The organism is Clostridium sp. CX1 (assembly GCF_025398335.1).
GTDB classification, from domain to species: Bacteria; Bacillota; Clostridia; order Clostridiales; family Clostridiaceae; genus Clostridium_AM; species Clostridium_AM tanneri.
This window is the reverse complement of sequence record NZ_JAODOO010000021.1, coordinates 19,304-39,667: the sequence shown is the minus strand read 5'-3', so window position 1 is coordinate 39,667 and position 20,364 is coordinate 19,304. Positions and strand designations below refer to the sequence as shown.

At 31.7% G+C, this 20,364-nt stretch carries 21 protein-coding genes; 5 read left to right on the top strand and 16 right to left on the bottom strand.

Translation table 11 applies throughout. The annotated features are described in order from the left end of the window. Window positions 1-149: 149 nt before the first annotated feature. The 4 genes from N4T77_RS18020 to N4T77_RS18005 all read right to left on the bottom strand — a co-directional run bounded on the left by N4T77_RS18020 (window position 150) and on the right by N4T77_RS18005 (window position 6,918). Window positions 150-500 (bottom strand): PqqD family protein, encoded by a 351-nt coding sequence (locus N4T77_RS18020; RefSeq protein WP_261673246.1) that lies wholly within the window; start codon window positions 498-500, stop codon window positions 150-152. Further along, window positions 490-2,412 (bottom strand): OPT family oligopeptide transporter, encoded by a 1,923-nt coding sequence (locus N4T77_RS18015; protein ID WP_261673245.1) that lies wholly within the window; start codon window positions 2,410-2,412, stop codon window positions 490-492. The genes N4T77_RS18020 and N4T77_RS18015 overlap by 11 nt, the downstream gene beginning before the upstream one ends. A 623-nt stretch (window positions 2,413-3,035) precedes the next feature. Further along, window positions 3,036-4,610 (bottom strand): DEAD/DEAH box helicase, encoded by a 1,575-nt coding sequence (locus N4T77_RS18010; protein WP_261673244.1) that lies wholly within the window; start codon window positions 4,608-4,610, stop codon window positions 3,036-3,038. Window positions 4,611-4,932: 322 nt separating this feature from the next. Next, window positions 4,933-6,918 (bottom strand): FAD-dependent oxidoreductase, encoded by a 1,986-nt coding sequence (locus N4T77_RS18005; protein ID WP_396125156.1) that lies wholly within the window; start codon window positions 6,916-6,918, stop codon window positions 4,933-4,935. A gap of 170 nt (window positions 6,919-7,088) precedes the next feature. Here N4T77_RS18005 and N4T77_RS18000 point away from each other — a divergent pair, with 170 nt between their 5' ends. Further along, on the top strand, window positions 7,089-7,682 hold the full coding sequence (locus N4T77_RS18000; RefSeq protein ID WP_261673243.1) for a TetR/AcrR family transcriptional regulator: 594 nt from the start codon (window positions 7,089-7,091) through the stop codon (window positions 7,680-7,682). A gap of 137 nt (window positions 7,683-7,819) precedes the next feature. Here N4T77_RS18000 and N4T77_RS17995 read toward each other — a convergent pair whose 3' ends face one another. The 10 genes from N4T77_RS17995 to N4T77_RS17950 all read right to left on the bottom strand — a co-directional run bounded on the left by N4T77_RS17995 (window position 7,820) and on the right by N4T77_RS17950 (window position 15,039). Then, window positions 7,820-8,185: a hypothetical protein gene (locus N4T77_RS17995; RefSeq protein WP_261673242.1), complete on the bottom strand. Its 366-nt coding sequence runs from the start codon at window positions 8,183-8,185 to the stop codon at window positions 7,820-7,822. Between the two features lie 349 nt (window positions 8,186-8,534). Then, the gene (locus N4T77_RS17990) at window positions 8,535-9,125 is read right to left on the bottom strand and encodes a hypothetical protein (protein ID WP_261673241.1); all 591 of its coding nucleotides are present in this window, start codon (window positions 9,123-9,125) and stop codon (window positions 8,535-8,537) included. A gap of 240 nt (window positions 9,126-9,365) precedes the next feature. Continuing rightward, a complete protein-coding gene (locus N4T77_RS17985) occupies window positions 9,366-9,764 on the bottom strand; it encodes a ferredoxin family protein (protein WP_261673240.1) in 399 nt (132 codons plus the stop codon). 25 nt (window positions 9,765-9,789) lie between these two features. After that, a complete protein-coding gene (locus N4T77_RS17980; RefSeq protein WP_261673239.1) occupies window positions 9,790-10,065 on the bottom strand; it encodes a CD3324 family protein in 276 nt (91 codons plus the stop codon). Between the two features lie 572 nt (window positions 10,066-10,637). Continuing rightward, window positions 10,638-10,931 (bottom strand): SdpI family protein, encoded by a 294-nt coding sequence (locus N4T77_RS17975; protein ID WP_261673238.1) that lies wholly within the window; start codon window positions 10,929-10,931, stop codon window positions 10,638-10,640. Window positions 10,932-11,024: 93 nt separating this feature from the next. Further along, entirely contained in the window at window positions 11,025-11,438 is a 414-nt protein-coding gene (locus N4T77_RS17970) for a hypothetical protein (RefSeq protein ID WP_261673237.1), read from the bottom strand. A 44-nt stretch (window positions 11,439-11,482) separates the two neighbouring features. After that, window positions 11,483-12,829, bottom strand: coding sequence for a radical SAM protein (locus tag N4T77_RS17965; RefSeq protein ID WP_261673236.1), 1,347 nt, complete (start codon window positions 12,827-12,829; stop codon window positions 11,483-11,485). A gap of 67 nt (window positions 12,830-12,896) precedes the next feature. Next, window positions 12,897-13,106 (bottom strand): helix-turn-helix transcriptional regulator, encoded by a 210-nt coding sequence (locus N4T77_RS17960; protein WP_261673235.1) that lies wholly within the window; start codon window positions 13,104-13,106, stop codon window positions 12,897-12,899. A 101-nt stretch (window positions 13,107-13,207) separates the two neighbouring features. Further along, entirely contained in the window at window positions 13,208-13,660 is a 453-nt protein-coding gene (locus N4T77_RS17955; protein WP_261673234.1) for a DUF2975 domain-containing protein, read from the bottom strand. A gap of 464 nt (window positions 13,661-14,124) precedes the next feature. Next, a complete protein-coding gene (locus N4T77_RS17950) occupies window positions 14,125-15,039 on the bottom strand; it encodes a DMT family transporter (RefSeq protein WP_261673259.1) in 915 nt (304 codons plus the stop codon). Window positions 15,040-15,203: 164 nt separating this feature from the next. Between N4T77_RS17950 and N4T77_RS17945 the strand changes: the two genes are divergently transcribed. Continuing rightward, window positions 15,204-16,106 (top strand): AraC family transcriptional regulator, encoded by a 903-nt coding sequence (locus N4T77_RS17945; RefSeq protein ID WP_261673233.1) that lies wholly within the window; start codon window positions 15,204-15,206, stop codon window positions 16,104-16,106. Between the two features lie 89 nt (window positions 16,107-16,195). On the opposite strand, the gene N4T77_RS17940 is transcribed toward N4T77_RS17945, so the two are convergent. Next, a complete protein-coding gene (locus tag N4T77_RS17940) occupies window positions 16,196-17,065 on the bottom strand; it encodes a metallophosphoesterase (protein ID WP_261673232.1) in 870 nt (289 codons plus the stop codon). A gap of 246 nt (window positions 17,066-17,311) precedes the next feature. Here N4T77_RS17940 and N4T77_RS17935 point away from each other — a divergent pair, with 246 nt between their 5' ends. Beyond that, entirely contained in the window at window positions 17,312-17,659 is a 348-nt protein-coding gene (locus tag N4T77_RS17935) for a helix-turn-helix domain-containing protein (RefSeq protein ID WP_261673231.1), read from the top strand. A 154-nt stretch (window positions 17,660-17,813) separates the two neighbouring features. Beyond that, complete coding sequence (locus tag N4T77_RS17930; protein WP_261673230.1) at window positions 17,814-18,320, top strand: cysteine hydrolase family protein; 507 nt, start codon at window positions 17,814-17,816, stop codon at window positions 18,318-18,320. Between the two features lie 148 nt (window positions 18,321-18,468). Here N4T77_RS17930 and N4T77_RS17925 read toward each other — a convergent pair whose 3' ends face one another. After that, the gene (locus tag N4T77_RS17925) at window positions 18,469-18,933 is read right to left on the bottom strand and encodes a hypothetical protein (RefSeq protein WP_261673229.1); all 465 of its coding nucleotides are present in this window, start codon (window positions 18,931-18,933) and stop codon (window positions 18,469-18,471) included. A 672-nt stretch (window positions 18,934-19,605) separates the two neighbouring features. On the opposite strand from N4T77_RS17925, the gene N4T77_RS17920 reads away from it, so the two are divergent. Continuing rightward, window positions 19,606-20,163, top strand: a complete 558-nt coding sequence (locus N4T77_RS17920; RefSeq protein ID WP_261673228.1) for a nitroreductase — start codon at window positions 19,606-19,608, stop codon at window positions 20,161-20,163. Window positions 20,164-20,364 lie beyond the last annotated feature (201 nt).

Here is a 20,364-nt window from a genome sequence, read left to right as displayed (position 1 = left end):
CCATGAGTTTCATATTTCTTCACTAATTTTTTAACTGTAGCTTTGCTAACACTTATATCTTTATTGAAATTATCTTAGGTTGTGCTAATTTTGTCTTTATAATACAAAAAAATAAAGATGGCATTTGCAATGCAATGCCATCTTTTGTGTTAGAAGTTTGTTTTCTCTATGTAGTGACAATTAACATCGATATGGTTTAAGAATAACAATAATCTTTCATAAAGCGGGTTAGCTTCCTCACCATACTTTGCTTCAAGATTTTCTCCTATATCTTTTACAGTTTTCTTGCCATCTATTTGTAAAAACACATAACTTCCATATTCATCTAGAGTGATTTTTTTATATTCTGGAATTCTGAACTTAAGTTTTCTAAAGAAATTTTGTACCTTATGATCTTGTTTTTCAAGTATTGTCACAATATTATCTTTATCAACTTCATATTCCAAGTTATCAGAGATTTTAAATATAATATTTAAAACCTCTTCGTTACTATTTGGCATCTTTCACTTTACTATTAAGTAAAGGTATTGCAGTAGCTACTACTAGAGCTATCAATAGTACAAATGCCATTCCATTAGAACTAGCGAATCCACTTGGTCCCTTTCCTTTTATAACACCTGCTACTTGAAGTATTATACCGATAAGACCTATTATAGAACCACCAGCAACAAGTCCAGAAGATAAGCTTATACCATTAGAAACTTTAACTTCTTTTTCTTGTTCGGATTTAGAAGCTCTTTCTACAAATAGACGAACTAATGCTCCTACTAATATTATAGAAGTTGTAGCTATTGGTAGATAGAAACCTATAGCAACTGTCATTACTGGAAGGTTTAATAAGAATAAAACAACTCCCATAACGATACCAACAATTATCATAACCCAAGGTAAGCTGCCTGACATTATGCCAGCAGTTAATGTTGATATTAAGTTAGCTTGAGGTAATGCAAATGGAACGTTATCACCAGTCATTGAAAGTTGACTAGAAAGTAATAATATAGTACCAACAACTACTGCAACACCAACTACACCAGCTATAGCAAAATATTTTTGCATTTCGTTCTTGTCTCCACCTATTACAAAAGTAACTTTTTGTGATTGACAGTAACCACCAGCTGCAGATATAGCAACAACTATAAATGTACCAAATAAAAGTAATGATCTATTACTTTCAAGGTCTTTCCATCCCATTACAACGAATAATAATGTTACAAGAACTATAGAAGCTATAGTCATACCAGATACAGGAAGGTTTGAAGTTCCTATAGTACCAGTTAAACGACCAGAAACTATAACAAATAGTAATGATAAGAATAATGATAAAACAGAAGCAGCTATTGCCATAACTATATTACCACCAGATATTAGGAATCCTCCTATGAAACCTACCACTACTCCACCAAGTAATATTATGTTTCCAGCAGATGAACTGCCAGCACCACTATTTGAAGACTTAGCGTTAAGAGTTTCTTTTATAGAAGATATTATAGTAGGTATAAGCTTTATAGCACCTATTAAACCACCAGAAAGCATCATACCAGCACCGATATATTTTACATAACTACCAGCTATGTTATTAACTTTCATAGCATTTATAGCAACACCAGGAGCATTCCATACTGTTGCTCCGTCATTTGCAAGAGTAGAGAAGTAACCTATTAAAGGCATAATACCAAAGTTAGATAATATAGAACCAGCAAACATAGTTAAAGAAACATCTAAACCAACTATGAATCCTATACCTAATAATAGAGGGTTAACTTCAACTTCAAGTTTCCACTTGTAGAAGGATTCGTTTACATAGCTTATAACGTTATTAGCTACATTTAAGAATGAACCAGTTATAACAGTTATGATACCACCTATTCCAAATCCGATTCCCATGTACTTCATTGAATCTCCAGCACCTTCTGAAGCAACAAGTGTTTCAGATATAGCCATTGACTCAGGGTACATTAATTTACCGTGTTCTTCAACTATTAAATAATTGTGTACAAGAGAAGCTATTCCTATACCGAATAAAACTCCACCTACACCAACAGCAAAACCTTCTAAGAAGGAAACCTTTGATCCTATTAAAAGAACTGCTGGTAAAACGAATATCATACCACTAGCAACTGATTCTCCGCCACTTGCCATACCTTGAATTAAGTTTTTTCCAAGAATACCTTTTTGTTTAGCAAATGCAGCTACAAAAGCTGAACCTATTATTGAACCAGGAATACCAGCTGCAACTGTAAGTCCTGACTTCATACCTGAATAGGCAGTTGATGCTGCAAATAAAACAGCTAAAAGAATACCAATTATTAATACAGTAACATTTCCACCGGATTTTGAACCACTGGAAATATAAGGAACGTAGTCTTTACCTGCTACGCCACCATATGCATCTTTAGACAATTTATTATCCATAAAGATGTACCTCCTTTTTTATTTTACGACATGATTATAACATGATTATCGTAAAAAGGAGTTTTTTGCAATTTTACGAATTAAGAACATAGATTTGCTTAGAAAATAGCAATAGTGTCACTAATTAGAATTATACGATTTAAGTATGAATCAACTTATATGTATACCTCTAAATTCTCTATTAAGTTTTAATTTTCAAGGCAAAGGCACAAATTAATAAATTATTGTTAATTATTTTTGGTGAAAAATTTCACATGTAACTGATGTAATTATTGAAAGGTTTTACCATTGCCTTGAATTTTTAAATATTTTTGAATTCACTATACTGACTAGTCACTAAATAGCGCAAGTAAAACTTCAAATTTCATACATTTCTAAAAAAAATGTATATTCCATAACCTACCCATAATGTAAAATATTTTCTATGTTTTTATACTAATACACCCTATAAAGTAAAATTCCCCCAACCTAATGAATTCACCTCAAAAAGTTATACTGGTGTCTAACTTTTAAGGTGAATACCATAAGTTTGAGAGAATATATTTTATCTGCAGTTTTATCGTAACTTCAATATGTCAGTCCATCTTAGTGAAGATAGCTAAATAATGAAGTTCTTTAACAGATTATTTCCTTGATTTTGTTGAAATTTCAATATTCAACTTTCTTCCAGCGAACCTCTTTCCACTGCAATACTTTATTATAGATTCCGCTGCAGCCTCTGTTACATTTACAAAAGAAAACTTTTCAAGAATATCAATATCTCCAACGTCTTCCTTGTTTATTTTTGCATTTTCACTAAAGAATTCCACTAACTTCTTCGGATTAACTTTATCCATACGTCCTACAGTTAAAAACAATCTTTTACTCTCTGACGCTGAACCTATTGCATTTTCACTGTAATCATAGCTTACTTCTTTGCTATATAACATATCCATTAGAGCCGCTGCTACTTCTACAAGACTAAACTCTTCATCAAGCTCTGTTGCTAGTGGGATAAACCTTTTATAGCTATCCTCCTCTAAGGTTTCTTTTATCCTGGATAACATAGTTTTATATTTGGAAACAAATATTTCATCTACTGTAGGAATCTCTCTTCTTCTTATCTTACTCTTTGTAGCCTTTTCAATATGTTTAAGGGAAGTATATTCTCTTGCAGTAACTAGTGTATACGCAACTCCTTCCTTATTTGCTCTACCAGTTCTACCTATTCTATGAACATAGGACTCTACATCCTGAGGCAAATCGTAATTTATTACGTGACTTACATTTTCAACATCTATACCTCTTGCAGCAACATCAGTAGCTATAAGGAATTCTGAACTTCCTTCCTTAAATCTTCTTAAGGCATTTATCCTCTGGTTCTGATTCATATCCCCATGCATTCCTTCAACACCATAGCCTCTATTCTGCAAACCTTCCATCAGTTCATCTACGCCTCTCTTAGTCTTGCAAAAGATAATAGCAGCTGAAGGTTCCTCTACATCTAATATTCTGCAAAGTGATTCAAATCTTTCTCTATTCTTAACTTCATAATAGTATTGATCCACTGTGGCCACCGTCATTGTGCCCTTTAAGACAGCTATATGTTTTGCTTCAGGCTTCATATATCTTTTAGCAAGCTTTTTGATTTCTGGAGGCATTGTAGCAGAAAATAACATTGTCTGCCTATCTTCATTGGAATTTTTTATTATTTCTTCTATATCATCAATAAAACCCATATTAAGCATTTCGTCTGCTTCATCCAATACAAGGAATCGAATAGAACTTAAATCTAAAACTTTTCTTCTAATTAAGTCCAATACTCTTCCAGGAGTTCCTACCACTATATCTATACCTTTACGCAAAGCAGAAATCTGCCTTTCAATAGGTTGACCTCCATATAAAGGAATTAGTTTAACTTTAGTAAATTTTCCTATACGATTCAGTTCATCATTTACCTGAATGGCAAGCTCTCTTGTAGGAGTTAGTATAATACTATTTATCTTCCCCTCTGACCTTCTAAAGCTACTTAAGATTGGTGCTGCAAATGCCAATGTCTTTCCTGTACCAGTTTGTGCCTGCCCAATTACATCATGCCCTTCTAAGAGAATGGGTATTACCTCAGCTTGAATCTTAGATGGTTCCTCAAAACCCATTACATCTAAAGCTTTAAGAATATTTTCATCAAGACCTAATTCGCTAAATCCTTTACTTTCCATAGCAAACCCTTCTTTCTGTTTTATTTTTAGTGTTTGCAATTTTTAAAATTTAAATAAAAAAACACACCTTATAATGGTAGTAAAATGTGGTAAGTATGTCTCTTGAACTTTATTTAACCCTTAACTAATCTATTTACAGTGTTTATCCTTCCCTTTATGCATAATATATGACCTTTTTGCTTTCTTCCTAAGCAAATAAAAAGCACCTGCTATTTTCACAGCAGATGCTTCACTCTATATCTATTTTAACAAAAATCTTATTCATTAACTATAATGGTTCTATCTTCCTTAATGTAAGCTTTATGTTATAACTTTCCACAAACTACACATTCCTTGCAACTTCGTAGGCATTCCAAATAGCATACATAATATTGTGTACTTTATTAGAATCACCTATATTATAAACAGGTATATCTAAATCTTTTATTTCTTTATATAAGTTATCATTTGATGCATAACCTACTGATGTAATTATGGTTTCAGCTGGAAGTTCAAATATTTTGTCCCCTTGTTTTACTTCTACGCTATTTTCCTTTGTCTTAACAATAGAAGTACCTGTATAAATATCTATATGATAATACTTTAATAAATCTAAAAGCATAAACTCATTCATATGAGGTAAAGATCCATGTCCGCCTAAAATTTCCTTTGCGATTTCAACTACAGCCACCTTTTTACCTTTCTGAGCTAGCCATAGAGCTGTTTCACATCCTACCAACCCGCCGCCAACAATAATAACCTCATCCTTAACTTCTGCTTTTCCAAGCAATATCTGATCTGCAGTAAAGGAAGCTTGTACACCTTCAAAGTTAATATTCTTAGGAGTTGAACCTGTTGCAGCAATTACAACATCCACATCATATTTTTTAATATCCTCTTTTGTAATAGTAGTATTATATTTTACATCAACATTAAGAAGCTCTAACTGGCGTTTATAGTATGAAACTAATTTATGATCATTACGTTTAAAATGTGGAACTCCACCAGGAATCAAGTTTCCGCCAAGCTGATCAGATTTTTCACATAGCATTACTTTATGGCCGCGAATAGCTGCTACACGAGCTGCTTCCAATCCAGCCACACCACCGCCTATAATAAGAATGTTCTTTTTAGCGACTGCAGCTTCAATACCATATATTTTTTCTCTTCCACAAGCTGGATTAACTGCACAACTTATAGGTGCATTGCCAATTCTGCCTAGACAACCTTCGTGACAACCTAAACAAGGACGAACTTCATCTAATCTTCCTGTACGAAGCTTTTCTACATATTCTTCGTCTGCAAGCAAAGGTCTTCCATAGCTTATAATGTCACAGCTTTTTCCAAGTGCAGAGATTGCAACTTCTGGATCATCCATTCTGCCAGCTAAAATAATTGGTACATTAACGTGTTTCTTTAATATTTCTCCAAACTGTCTATACATTCCATCTTCAAAATACATTGGCGGATGATTCCAATACCAAGAGTCATAAGTTCCTGCATCCACATTTAGAGCATCATAGCCTGCTGCCACTAATATTTTTGCAGCCTCGATTCCCTCTTCGATATCTCTACCTGCTTCCTCATAGTCTTCTTCTGGTAACCCGCCTTGTCGTATTCCCTTCATACAACTCTTAAGACTGTAACGTAAACTTACAGGGAAATCTTCTCCACAGGCTTTTTTGATTCCCTTAACTATTTCAGTAGAAATTCTAAGTCTATTCTCTAAAGAACCGCCATATTCATCTGTACGATGGTTAAAGAGAGAAATGGCAAATTGATCTAATAAATAACCTTCATGAACAGCGTGAATTTCCACCCCATCAAAGCCTGATTTCTTAGCAATTACCGCAGAAGCAATAAATTTTTGGATTAAAGTTCTAATTTCATCCTTTGTCATTTCACGATGGATTATTCTTGGATCAAAACGATTTTCATTTTCTGATGGTGCAATATTTTTGTTTACAAATCCAGGCAATGCACTTCTACCTAACCCAGCTGTTAACTGGATAAATATTTTCGCTCCATATGCATGTACACGTTCATTCATCTGATAAGTACTATGTATAAATGCAATTGGATTAGAAGTAGGACAAGGTAATCCAATAGTTGGCATTTCTTCTGTTCCCATGTCTACATTGCAAATACCGGTAATGATTAAACCAACTCCATTTTTAGCACGTTCTACATAGTAATCTTGGAGTCGCTGATTAAATGCTCCAAATGCATCAGCATAGCCTACAGGTCCCATTGGAGCCATAGAGAGTTTGTTCTTAATTTTTAGCTTACCAATATAAGCAGATTCAAATAACTGTGGATAACGTTTCATAATAAACCCCTCACTTTCACATAATATATTCGGCGAATTGATTCTATTAACATTTTATTCCTCTGTTATAGTTTTGTCAATATACTTTGTGTAATTTTCTGAAAATAACTTTTTCTTCTATTTGGGAATATTTTTTTGTATAATGTTCTATTAGAGAGGAGTTGAATTAAGTGATAAAGAAAACTTCACGACAAATTCAAGCTGAAAATACAAAGGCACATATACTTGCTGTTGCAAAAGAATTATTACAACATCGCACATTTGATGAAATAAGCATTCAGGATATTTGTAAAAAAGCGGATGTTTCTGTTGGAGCCTTCTACCATCACTTTGAAAATAAAACAGGTATTGTTGTTGAGATTTATAGGGATATTGATTTATTCTTCTTTAATGAAGTTTTGGAATCTGTAACAGATGAAGAACCAATAGAAGCAATTATCCTTTATTTAGTTACTCAATGTCAGTATGCCCTAAATTCAGGAAAAGACCTAGTAAAAAATATATATAAAGCTCAGATAGAAAATGGTAATACATTTTTTTTATCTAAGGAAAGGGGGCTTCCTGAAGGGTTAAGAAGGTTAGTTCTTAGAGCCATTGATGAAAATAAAATTAGAAGAGATGTTTCTGCAGATTTATTAATAGAAGAGCTACTGATATTAGCTAGGGGAATTATTTATTATTGGTGTGTTAGTGATGGAAATGTTGATATGTTAGAGTATGCAAGAAGAATGACCTCAAATTATATTAGATCATATCAGATATAAGCAAAACTACCAGAAGTTAAATCTCCAGAAGAAGAGACTGGAGTTTTTTATTTGGACCAACTTAATAAAAATTGGTCCCTAGTCTTTTCTTATAGACTCTGCTTAAGGGCAATATTTCATTAATATGCAATCGGAAGTTAACCTCTTTTGCTAATTTCATCTGTTATTAATGATTTAGAAGTATACATCGCTTTTATTAGTTTTTTTAAACCAGTGTGATGGGGCGTCCCCTCCGCAAATTTTAGCTGTGCTTTCTCACATTTGCTGATAACTGAAGATACAGGGCGTAGTGCTTCTATCAATTCTTCTTTTGTATATTTGTCCATAACATTTTCATCTGTTATCAATGATTTTGAAATATACATTGCCTTTATCCTGTGCTTAAGGAGTGTGTGCTGAGAGGTACCTTCTGCAAATTTAGGCTGCATTTTTTCACATTTGCTGATAGTTGAAGATACAACTTGTAGCGCTTCTGACAATTCTTCTCTTGTATATTTGTCCATAGCATTTCACCTCAAATTCATATTTATCTAGCTTATATTAATTTGCTATTTACACTTAATCAATCATAATTATATCATGTTTACATAATTTTAAATAATTGTTGTTATAACAAGTGTAACTTAATTTTACTTTTTAAAAGTGCATTATTTAATTTCCAAAGAAAATTTCTTCTATCTTCACATTCAAAAGTTACGTCACTTTGTTTTCATAATCCCTAACTATAGTAATCTTACGATAGTTAGGCAAAATTATGAATAATGCGCTGTCCATGTAAATTATTCGTTTTTTCAGTTGTTGTGTTAAACAATAATATTCTAAATCTGTTGAAATCTTTTTATTACGTTTCTACTATATTTTGGATTTGATTCTTAACCATTCTTGAAACTGATATGGTGTCCGCACATTATCATATAGTACTGCCGTGTAGATGTCATAACTCCTCACTGTTTTTCCGTATTCATCCTTCGTAACCCAAATACTTTTAATTGTTAGGATTGATTCTCGCAATTCCGGAGTGAGCTGTTCAGGTATAACCTTAATATGCATAAGGTCGGGTTGTTTTTCTGGTCTATCAACGAACCAGATGTCTAAGCTCCAATCCATTCCTTTTAGAGATTTATACTTAAGTCCGAGGTATAGTCCATCGGGGTAATCAGAGCTATTGTTGAAAATGCCAGAGTCATTGATAAATTTAACCTCCCGCATACCTTTGTAACTAATTAATTTAGATGCTATTTGAGCTACAGCATTAATATCGAGCTTAGAACATACCACTGTGATGTCTATGTCCCTCCAAACCATTAATCCGAGAGCTGAGCTACCAACTTGAACTGGTTCCCCAACTGGCGATAGCAGGTCATTGAGTTTTAATTCGGTTAATATCTCTTTAACCTCAACCTGAAGCTCTTGTTGTTGTTTCAATAGTTCGCTATAAATCATTTTTCATTCTCCCTCACTTACTTAACTACTGCTAATTGTATCATAGTTATATCATTTTAGATGGTTCTTTCTGTAATAAACGTAAACTCCTTCTGATTTTTATACCGCATTATTCAATTTTCAAAGAACATTGTTTGTATTTTCATTTTCAAAAGTTACTTGGCTTTACTTTCATAATCCCTAACTATCCTAGACTTACTATAGTTAGGCAAAAAAAAGAAAAAGGTAAATTAATTCACATTACAATTTTATATTACTCTCCATATATTTTTGCGTCCATGGACAATGTACCAAGCATTTTAAGCAGCATTCACAGTGGTATACATCAACTATTAAATCTCTATTCATACCTGGTTCCCAAGTAGTGCCATGAATTACATTCGCAGGGCATATGTCTTTACAAACAGTACAACCGGCGCATTTAGGTATTATTATCTGACTATTTTCAATAGGTAATGGTGCATTTGTTAAAACGGCGCCTATGCATAATGCACACCCATATTCTTCAGTAATGAATAAATTGTTTTTACCAATCCATCCCACTCCTGATAATATAGCAATTTTCTTATGTGGGAGTACAGAAGTTTTTGTAGCTTCTTCAAAGTACCCATTTATTATAAATGAAAATGCGCTAAACATAACAGATTATGTAGCGCATTTTATATTATTTAATCTTCTTTTTTTCTGAAATAATCCTTTGTATAGACTTTGGTGACAAGTAGTATCTTTCTGAAAGAATACTTATAGAAATTCCTTTTAAATAATCCTCATATATTCTTCTATTTCTATTGAAAAGTTCATTTTTGGTCTGTGATAGTTCACCCCATGAAACTTTATTTTCCTCTTTTTTAGGTATATAAATACATTCACCGTCTATATAGTTTTGAATTAATTCTAATACCTCGCTGGGAAAAATATCCCTAGCATTTACATAGCCCATTACATGCTCCTCCTAAATATAAATATACTTTTAGGCCTGAGCAAAGGCTTATACATATGTTAATGATATTTCTATATGCAATAGCCTTTGCTATGCATGCATAATAAGCTTTCTCATAAAAACCCGAGCCCCTTTCTTATGTTAAAATGTACAATACATTCTATATTTGGTTTATATAGACAATTATAATTTATACTTATAACAAATGTCTATTGTTTTATGTTTCCTTGATCTCATTGTTTGTTGCAAAGTAAAATTCCCAAGAATTGCAATAAGATTATTTCCAGTATTTTTGGCAGGGCTTAACTACAAATCCTGTCAGAGTTATTAGCATATATGTCTACAATAACAGACAAATGGTCTTTGCCAAAAACAATCTCATACTGTTGTATGTCATAATAAATTACCAATGCCCAACCACTGCAGTTTTATAGTAAGTAGACATAATATTTGAAATATAACGTAAAAATACCGCAAAATTCAGTTCATGAATAGTGCGGTTCCCATTTAAATTATTGTTTTTTTAAGTTGTTACGTTAGATAGGGATTTACAAACTAAATATATTTTTCTATCATAATCTCTCTTTTCTAGTCCCATCCCTGTTAAATAATTTCCTTAAATGCACTTCATCAATAACTATCATAAGTACAGAGCCTATTACTAAGAATAGCAACTGTGCGTTTTGGTTATTCACATTCATGGGCTTAAGATATGACCATGCACCAAAAAACCCATTGATGATTCCAAATATTATCATGCTGAAGCCACCATACTGCTGCGCTGAATCCCAAGTCTCCTGATTCTTCATTGCAAAAGGCGTTCTATAGCCGCAAACTCCATTAATTCTTTCAGGTGGAAACTTCATCAGAATAAACCCACAAAAAATAAAAACTACTGATACCGTTAAAGAAACCATTATTCTATCCCTTTCTTTATTAATATACTAATTTATAATATCTTACATTGACGTAATGCCTCTCATTAACAAGTATAATCCTATAGAATAAATACCCATTATAAATGATATTACAGGTATTATAGTAAATTTATTATCCCTGTACATATAAAAATGTAAGCTAAATGCAAAAACTATTAAAAGAAGCACAAAAATCCAATGACCAAAAAGCATAAGCCAAAACACTATTACACCAAGTACTGAAACAATAGTAATTGTATTCTTTGGTTTCTCTATTTCCTTGTTTATTTTAAAAAATAAAATCCCGAATAGAGTACCTGCCAAAGCTAAACCTATCCAAACTACATCTACTAAATTAGAAGAATAACCTGAAAGTTTATTATAAAAAAATAAGTATAAGCCTATAGTCTGCATAGTTACTGACATCGTAGTCATAACTGCAAAAAACCTTTTCACTAAATATATCCCCCTATTTCTTACTTAGTCTTAAATTCCCACACCTACTTTATACAATAAGCTAACCATCTAAAAAATCTTCCTATGTTTTTAAAAGAAACTATATTGCACAATAATTCTGTCAGCTTTCCAAATTTCCTATAAAATAAATTAAACGCTAAAAATGGAATCCATTGCTTTTTAGATTTTGGCAGCCTTTTTAATATATTTTTAAACGTATACACTTCTTTATATATCCATAAGTAGCCATTATATAATTCTTCTGCTGTCATATTCTTAGGTTTATATACCACATGGGCAGTATTATAATTTGACAAATTAAAATCTACAATTCTATTTTCCTCTATTAATGCTGAGTATAACTTTGTACCAGGATATGGGGTGAGGATATGTGAGGTTACCGTTTCTATCTTATTTCTAACTATCCATTCTAATGTATTTTTAAACACAGAGACATCATCTTCATCTAATCCGAAAACAAAACTTGCATTTATCATTATTCCCCTTTTGTGAATTTCATCTACAAGCTTCTCATATCTCTTCACACTGTTTTGCACCTTGTGAACACTATCTATTGACTTACTATTTATACTTTCAAAACCTATAAATAGACTTTGACAGCCAGACTCCTTCATTTCATCTAATAATTCAGGCATGTCCACTATATTAGAAGTAACCGCTGCGTTCCACTTAAGTTTAAGAGGCTTTATTTCCTCTAATAACTTTTTTGTCCATTTAGGATTTCCAATAAAATTATCATCAATAAACATTATATGCCTTGTTTTTAATGCATTTATATCTTTAATTACGTCGGCTATAGGTCTATTAATATAGGTTTTAAGTACATTTTTGCAGCTATTATAGCAAAAATCACATTCAAAAGGACATCCCCTACTTGTACTAATTATATTAGTATATAAATACTTTTTAGTATCAATAATTGAATAATTAGGTGATACTATTTCTTTTCCAGAAATATTCTCCATATCATAATACATCTTCTTAAGTGAATTATTTTCTTTATCCCTAAGGATTTTTTCCCAAACTCTCTCAGCCATTCCCACAGATATTGCGTCAAAACTATTAAGCGCACCATCTGGATCTGCTGTTATATGTATACCTCCTGCAACTACTGTAACGTTGCGTTTTTTGAACTCATTTGATATTTCCACCGCTCTGTTCATAACATCTACAGTGACGGTTATTGCTACCAAATCTACAGGCTCATCAAAATCTATCTTCTCAACATTTTCATTCTCAATAATAACTTCATGCTCCTTCGGCGTAAGATTTGCTATTGTAAGTAATGCTAAAGAAGGAGACATTCTCGTTTTTAACTTTGTATCCATAGGTCTTGGCAGCATTTTCGGTTGAATTAATTTAATCCTCATACATTACCTCATCAAATAAACTTTTTTTAATATTTAACTAATCTACCTGCAGTATTAAACTTCTCACTTATGCATCATTTCTATATTCTAAAATATCACCTGGTTGGCAGTCCAAAGCTTTACATATTGCCTCTAAAGTTGAAAATCTAATAGCTTTTGCCTTTCCGTTCTTTAGTATAGAGAGGTTTGCCATGGTTATTCCAACCTTCTCTGTAAGTTCTGTTACACTCATTTTCCTTTTAGCCAGCATCACATCAATATTAATTATAATTGCCATGTTATACCCTCCTGTATTCCTCATCCTGTGCGTGAATATTATCAATCTTCACGTCTCCTGTATTCCTAATTCTGCCCTGAACAATTAATAGGTGTTCAGCCTTACACTGTTAAATCATTTTCCGATTTTATGTCTATGGCTTCTTTTAAAAGCTTTTGAAGAACAGCAGCAAAGACTGCAACAATAGTTGACGCAAAAATAATGATAATTGGGAATGCTATGAGACCTGGGGCATCATCTGCCTCCGCTACAGGATATAGGAATGGTACTATTCCTGCATATATAACACTGATTGTGTTTGCACAGTATTTTATATTCTTTAAAGCCTTTACAGATAACTCCGAGAAAGCTTTATTCTTGTCAATATATCTTAAAAGTTTTAAAGCCTGATACAGAGCAAAGAAAAATGTTATCGCCGTTGCGTATACACCAATTAAAATAGCAAAATGGAGATAACCTACAAATCCAGGCACCCAAAATATACACAGAGCAAGAACTGGAATTCCAATAAGAATAACAGCTATCTTTAAGAAAATTGTTGAATATCCTTTCATAAAAAACACCTCACTTTTAATTTCTATAGATAGAATAACATGGTTTTTATCGTTTATCAATAAATTCTTATTATTTTACGCAATATATTTATTGATTTATTCTGCTTGCAATAAAAAAGAACAGTTCTGCTTTATGCAGAGCCGCTCTCTATAAATTTAAATTTTCTAAAGACATGTCTCCTCCTCCATTTACGCATGCCTTCGTTCTTGGTGATATATCCCACATTACCTATGCTACGCAAGTAATGATTGAAAAAAACCTTTCTATTGATCATGAAATGATGAATATGCATTAGAGATATCTAAAAATAAGATATATTTAGTGATTTATATGCTTTTATAATTTTCAGGTTATGTTTTAGAACAGTGTTGAAAATATATAAATTTTTAAGGGAAGCCATTTGACCTCCCTTAATTTGCCTTTTTTGAAAACTACTAGCTCTTAAAAATGCTCTAAACTACTTTTATGCTTCAACTATACTTTCCTTATTTTTTTCATGAGACAAAATTGCAACTGTAAGTATAATACATACTGTTCCTAGCCACTGAAGCATACCCAAAGAAACATTTAAACATAACACGGATAACAAGGCTGCAGATAGCGGTTCCACAGAGGATAATACACTTGCTTCTGTTGGCTCAATATATTTTAAACTTTCTAAATAACAATAGAAAGCAATAAGAGTTCCAAATAATACTACAAATATAACAGCAAATATTGAAGTAATATTCCATTGGCCTGTAAGATCCCAAGGCTGATGAATAAAACTAAAGGCTATTCCACCAACGAGCATTCCCCATCCAACTACAACAGTAGAACCCCATTTAGCAAGAAGAGAGCGAGGCTGCAATGTGTAGAAAGCTGCTGCAAAAGCAGAACTAATCCCCCAGAATAATGCTAATTTAGAAATAGCTATACTATGAATATTACCTTTTGTAATTATAAAAAATGTACCTAACATTGCTAAGGTAACAGCTATGATTTCTTGTAAACTTGGCATTTTTTTAGTATAAATAGCTAAATAACAAGTAACTACTACCGGTGACAAATATTGAAGTATTGTGGCTGTAGCCGCATTTCCATATTTAATAGCAGCAAAATAAGTATACTGCACACCTACCATACCTATAATACTAAACAAAATTAGACTCAATATAGTATGCTTAGACCTCCAGATTGTCCATATATCTTGGTTACCTTTCATAAAAGCATATAATAGCAAAATTAGCCCCGATGCTAATAGACGAATCACAACAAGCCATTCTGCAGTAAACCCTTTCTCCTGGAACAAGTATTGTGCAACAGTGCCTGATACTCCCCATAACATTGCACCTATGATTACAAGCAGTATTCCTTTCATTCTCGGTTGAAACCTCACTAAACTTTCACTCACTTTCTCTGCAATTATTTCGAACAGGTTATAAGTTCATTGCAAATATATTGATTTATTCATATAAATCTGTAATAATTTTATTATTATTTTCAATATATAACAATTAATATATTATCAAAAATTAAAACTATATTAGCGAGGTGATAAAAATGCAGGTATCAAAAATAGAAGTAGATGACAATCTACAGGAGACAACAAAACATGGCTCCTATGACTTTCCAATGGCAATTTATACAGATAAATTCAATCTGTTTAAAGATGGATATATAAGATGGCATTGGCATAAGGAACTGCAGTTTTCATATTGTCTTTATGATAAGGTAACCTTTTTCATTGAAAATCAAAAAATCACCTTAGAAGCTGGAGAAGGAATTATGGTAAATTCAAATGTACTTCATCAGATTAAGCCCTATAAAAATAGTAATTGCATGATGTTTTCTATTGACCTTGACTCTACTTTAATTGGGGGTAATAAGCATTCACTTATTGAAAAAAAATATTTGAATCCAATCCTTGAAACCAGTAATTTAAAATTTATTTGTTTAAAGCCCGATGTTCAATGGCAGAAAAACATATTGAAGTATATAAGAAAAGTATTCTCCTTGTGGAATGAAAAACCCTATGGATATGAACTAGAAATAAGAAATTATTTAGGCAGTCTTTGGTTAAATATAATTAGAGAATTAAAAGAAGAAATTAAGGATTCTGTATCAGCAGTCTCTCACGATGAAGAACGTGTAAAGCTGGCATTACAGTATATACATGAACATTATGCAGAGGATGTTTCCTTAAATAATATTGCAATGATAGCAAACATAAGTAAAAGTGAATGCTGCCGTAGTTTTAAAAGAATTTTAAGAGTGACACCTTTTGAATATTTAATGGAATATAGAACTTTAAGGGCATCAGAATTACTTTTGAAAAGTAAAAAGTCTATTTCTATCATTGCTTTTGATGTAGGCTTTAATGGAATAAGTTACTTTGGGAAAGTATTTAAAAAATATATGAATTGCACACCTTCCGAATACAGAGCTAAATATAGCGTAAAATAGTTTGAGAGCTTACACATACTATTTTACACTATACTACTATACTGATAGGAGGCAATATATTGCCAAATAGGGTTTGTTGTTCTTACCTTTCATTGGCTATTACTCTCTTTTTCCAAGGTAACAACTACTAACTCTGGCTGATTAAAAACCCGCAAAGGGAAACTGCTATTTCCCAGTCCTCTGCTTACAACCATTGATGTTGCTCCTTTTTTATATATTCCTTCTGTATACTTAGGAAGCATTCCTTGATTTGGTGCATACAACCCTCCAAGAAAGGGAAGTCTAACTTGCCCTCCATGAGCATGACCGCTGAAAACTAAATCAACTCTCATGTCCTTATATGACTGAAACTGCTCTGGTCTATGAGATAATAAAATATTAAAGCTTGTATTTACACCTTTAGAAACTTCTTCAATGGCCCTTTTCATATATTTACTGTTATCTTGAAAAAGGTAGTCCCTCTCACTTTGCTGTATTGTGGGGTCAGCTATACCTAGAAGCCCAATTCCAATTTCCCCTTTGTTTAATAGAGCATAGGAATTATCAATTATATGTATATTAGCCTGTTTAAGCCTTTTCTTTAGCACAGAATATTCTCCTGACAGCTGTTCGTGATTTCCTGAAACATAGTATGTTGGTGCTATTCTAACTACCTGCTCTGCTAGTTCTACTGCTACATCAATTTTAGTCCTCCGTCTGTCAATAAGGTCTCCAGTAATTACGATAACATCAGGATTAATCTTTCTTATTTTATTTAATAATCTGCCATGATAATTTTTATTATGCAAATCTGAAATGTGAAGAATTTTATAGTTATTAAATTCTTCTGGTATTTTTGAATTTACGTATGTGTAATTTGTTATAACAACGTAGTTGTTTTCCCATATACAAAAAACAACTAAGACTACAGCTAAACAGAATATTATAAAAAAGCTATTAAGTGGAATTTGCTTATTCAAGGATATTGCTCCCCTCCTATGTAATTTACAACATTTTACTATTTTCACTTAACTAATGATAATTGTATCATAGTTATAAGATTTCATGTGGTTATTTCTGTACTAAGTGTAAATCCTTTTTATTTAACTATTTTGAGTTAAAACAATGTTATTTATCTACTTATTGAAGGATTATTTTAAATACTATAGAATTACTCTATGAACACAAATGTAAGAATTAGAATTAACTTGGTAAGGAGAATTAAAATGAAGCTTCGTAAAGAATATACTTGTCCATTAGAAATTACACATGATATTTTAAAAGGTAAATGGAAAACGGTTATTCTTTATCAATTAAAATATTACGGAAAGTCATCACTATCTCGGTTAGAAAAGGATATAAAGGGAATCAGTCAGAAGATGTTGTTACAACAACTAAATGAGTTGCGAGAATTTGGGCTAGTAGATAAAATACAGTATGAGGGGTATCCTCTTAAAGTGGAGTACTTCCTGACAGCAGACAGAGGAAAAAAAATTATAAAGGCCTTAGAAATTATGCAGGAAATAGGACAAGATTATTTGAATGATCAAAATAAAAACATTGATGCTGAATGAAGTATCAATGTTTTTATATAATACACACAAAAAAGTGGGTAATTTCAGAATAAAATACTTCATGCTATGATTAATATAATACAGGTCAGCGATTTAGATGAAATGACATGTTTATAAAAGTATAAGATGAATGTAAAATATAGGAGGCTTATTAATGAAAAAAGGACTTTTAGTTATTGATTTACAAAATGATTACTTTGAAAAGGGAAAATTTCCTCTATGGAATTCCGAAAACACCTTAAATAACATTGAAAAAGCTATTGAAAAAGCAAATGCAAATAATATCCCTGTAATTTTAATTCAACATATTGGAAATAGCAACTCATCATTTTTTAACGAAGGCACAGAAGGAGCAGAGATTCACCCAAGAATATTAAAAGCTTCTCCAAATGCAAAGATAGTTACCAAAACATTTGCAGATAGTTTTTATAATACAACTTTGGAGAAAGTCTTATCAGAACTTGGAGTAGAAGAACTTTTCATATGTGGAATGATGACACAAAATTGTGTTACCCATACAGCTATTTCTAAAACAGCAGAAAAATATCGTGTAAAGATACTATCGGATTGTTGCACAACTGTAAGTGAACCTATACATTTATTTGCACTCCACGGAATTTCAACAAGGGTAGAACTTATAAATTACAACCAAGCCTTTTAGAAAGTTACTTTAGATTTATTAAAAGACTCTGCCTTAAAATCAGTATAATACTTTTACCAGAGGCTAATTATAAGGAAAATAACCGCACACCAATTGCGGTGTGCGTCTTAAAAATAACAATATTTAAATAATTTTTCATATTAAAACTTTAAATAGCCTTCAGTTGATTTTCCTGCATCTTCTCTAAATATGCACAAAGTTCTTTAAAATCCTTTAACCAATGAATTCTTGCTAGTTGTCTTAAATCTATTACAATATCCGTACTTTTTTGTTTTATAAGTTCCATATCATAAAGCTCCGTTTCTATAATTCCCTTCTTGCAATCATATCTACATGGAATATATTCATTCCAATGATCTTCAAAATACTTAACTTTTGCAAAACATAAATGATTTATATGAAAAATAATTCCTAACGGTGTAGATTTCATTGCAAATCTATTACTAAAATACTCTTGAACCGGATATTTGTCATGATGCCTTTCCCAATAAAATCGAGAATTAGAACGTAGGTTATACTTATCTAGAATTTTGCACTTTTCTGAACCTAATTTCTCCCTTAAATATATTTCCCTATCTTCCTGGGACAAAGCTTTCAACTTATCATAATTCAAAATATCAGCTCCTTACACATCGCACTAAGTTAATATGTCTAATCATAAAATGGATCATAGGAGAACCGAACCCCTGATTCCAAACCCAAACAAGATTAATTCCTATAATGTTCTACAAATGAGATTATGCCTAGGTTTCCTAGCTGTAAAAATATATATCTTTCTACATTTAAATGTAACTATGGTGTATAAATGGTGTAAACTTTGCTGCAATGATTGAACCTATTTTTTTATTTCTTAATTCAGTATGAGCTTCTTGTTAAGTAAATTATATAACCTTCCACATATTTAGTAAAACTCAATTTTATTATATATTTTACTTAATGTATTATTAAACCTTATAACTCTACTAAATGAAAATCTACCCATACGGCATTATTTTTAAAGCAAACTACAAATCATTGCTAATTTGCTATCATTTTAAAAAATCCTTGAATGTAGTTTCTATCTTTTTTAATTGGACTGCTTCTTAGAGCTTTAGTTTTTAGTATTTTTAAATTTTGAAAAATTTGTAAATCCTTTCGTATAATTATTTACTTATCCTATTTTAGGTTCATAATTAATTATAGAGATATTAAACTTGAAACAAGTTTCTGATGTACATAATCGAAACTATGAAAAATGAGGCGAGTTTCAAAGAAAACTTTAATATATACTAAAGGGGGAATAGGAATGGATATCTTAGAATGTATCAATAGTAAAAGAAGTGTTAGAGCGTATACTAATGAAATTATATCAGAAGAAGTGTTAACAAACCTAATTGAACTTGGCACAAAAGCGTCGACAGGCTCAGGAATGGAACCTTGGGGATTTGTAATTATCAGAGATAAGAATGAAATAGATTCTTTATCAGAACTATCAAAGAAATATTTACTAGATAACCTTGAAAAATACCCTTATTTAAATCAATATGAGAGCTGGTTAAAAAGCCCTGAATATAGTATTTTTAATAATGCAAATACCTTGTTACTTGTTTACGGTAATACAGAATCTCATTGGTATATTTACGATTGTAGTCTTGCAGCAAGCAATATCATGTTAGCTGCTCATAGTATGGAAATTGGAACCTGTTGGATTGGATTTGCCGAGCATACCTTAAACACAAAAGAATTTAAAGAAAAATATAATATTCCAGATAAATATGAATTAGTTTGCCCTATGAGTATGGGTTACATGAAAACTAAACTATCACCACCAAAAAGAAAAAAACCTGTAATATTTCATAAATAGAATATTTTTTTATTAGCTTTTGGAGATAAATTTATATAACAAAGGCTCAATGAAGGGGGTCTTAAATATTGAATTGTAAAGATTGCATTTATACGAAATGCCTAAAAAGAACAGATAAAGAATTTGATACTTGTCCAGTAGAGGATGCAAAGAGAAAGTATCTTAATAAAAAATAAAAAATTGACAAGATTAAAAAAGCCA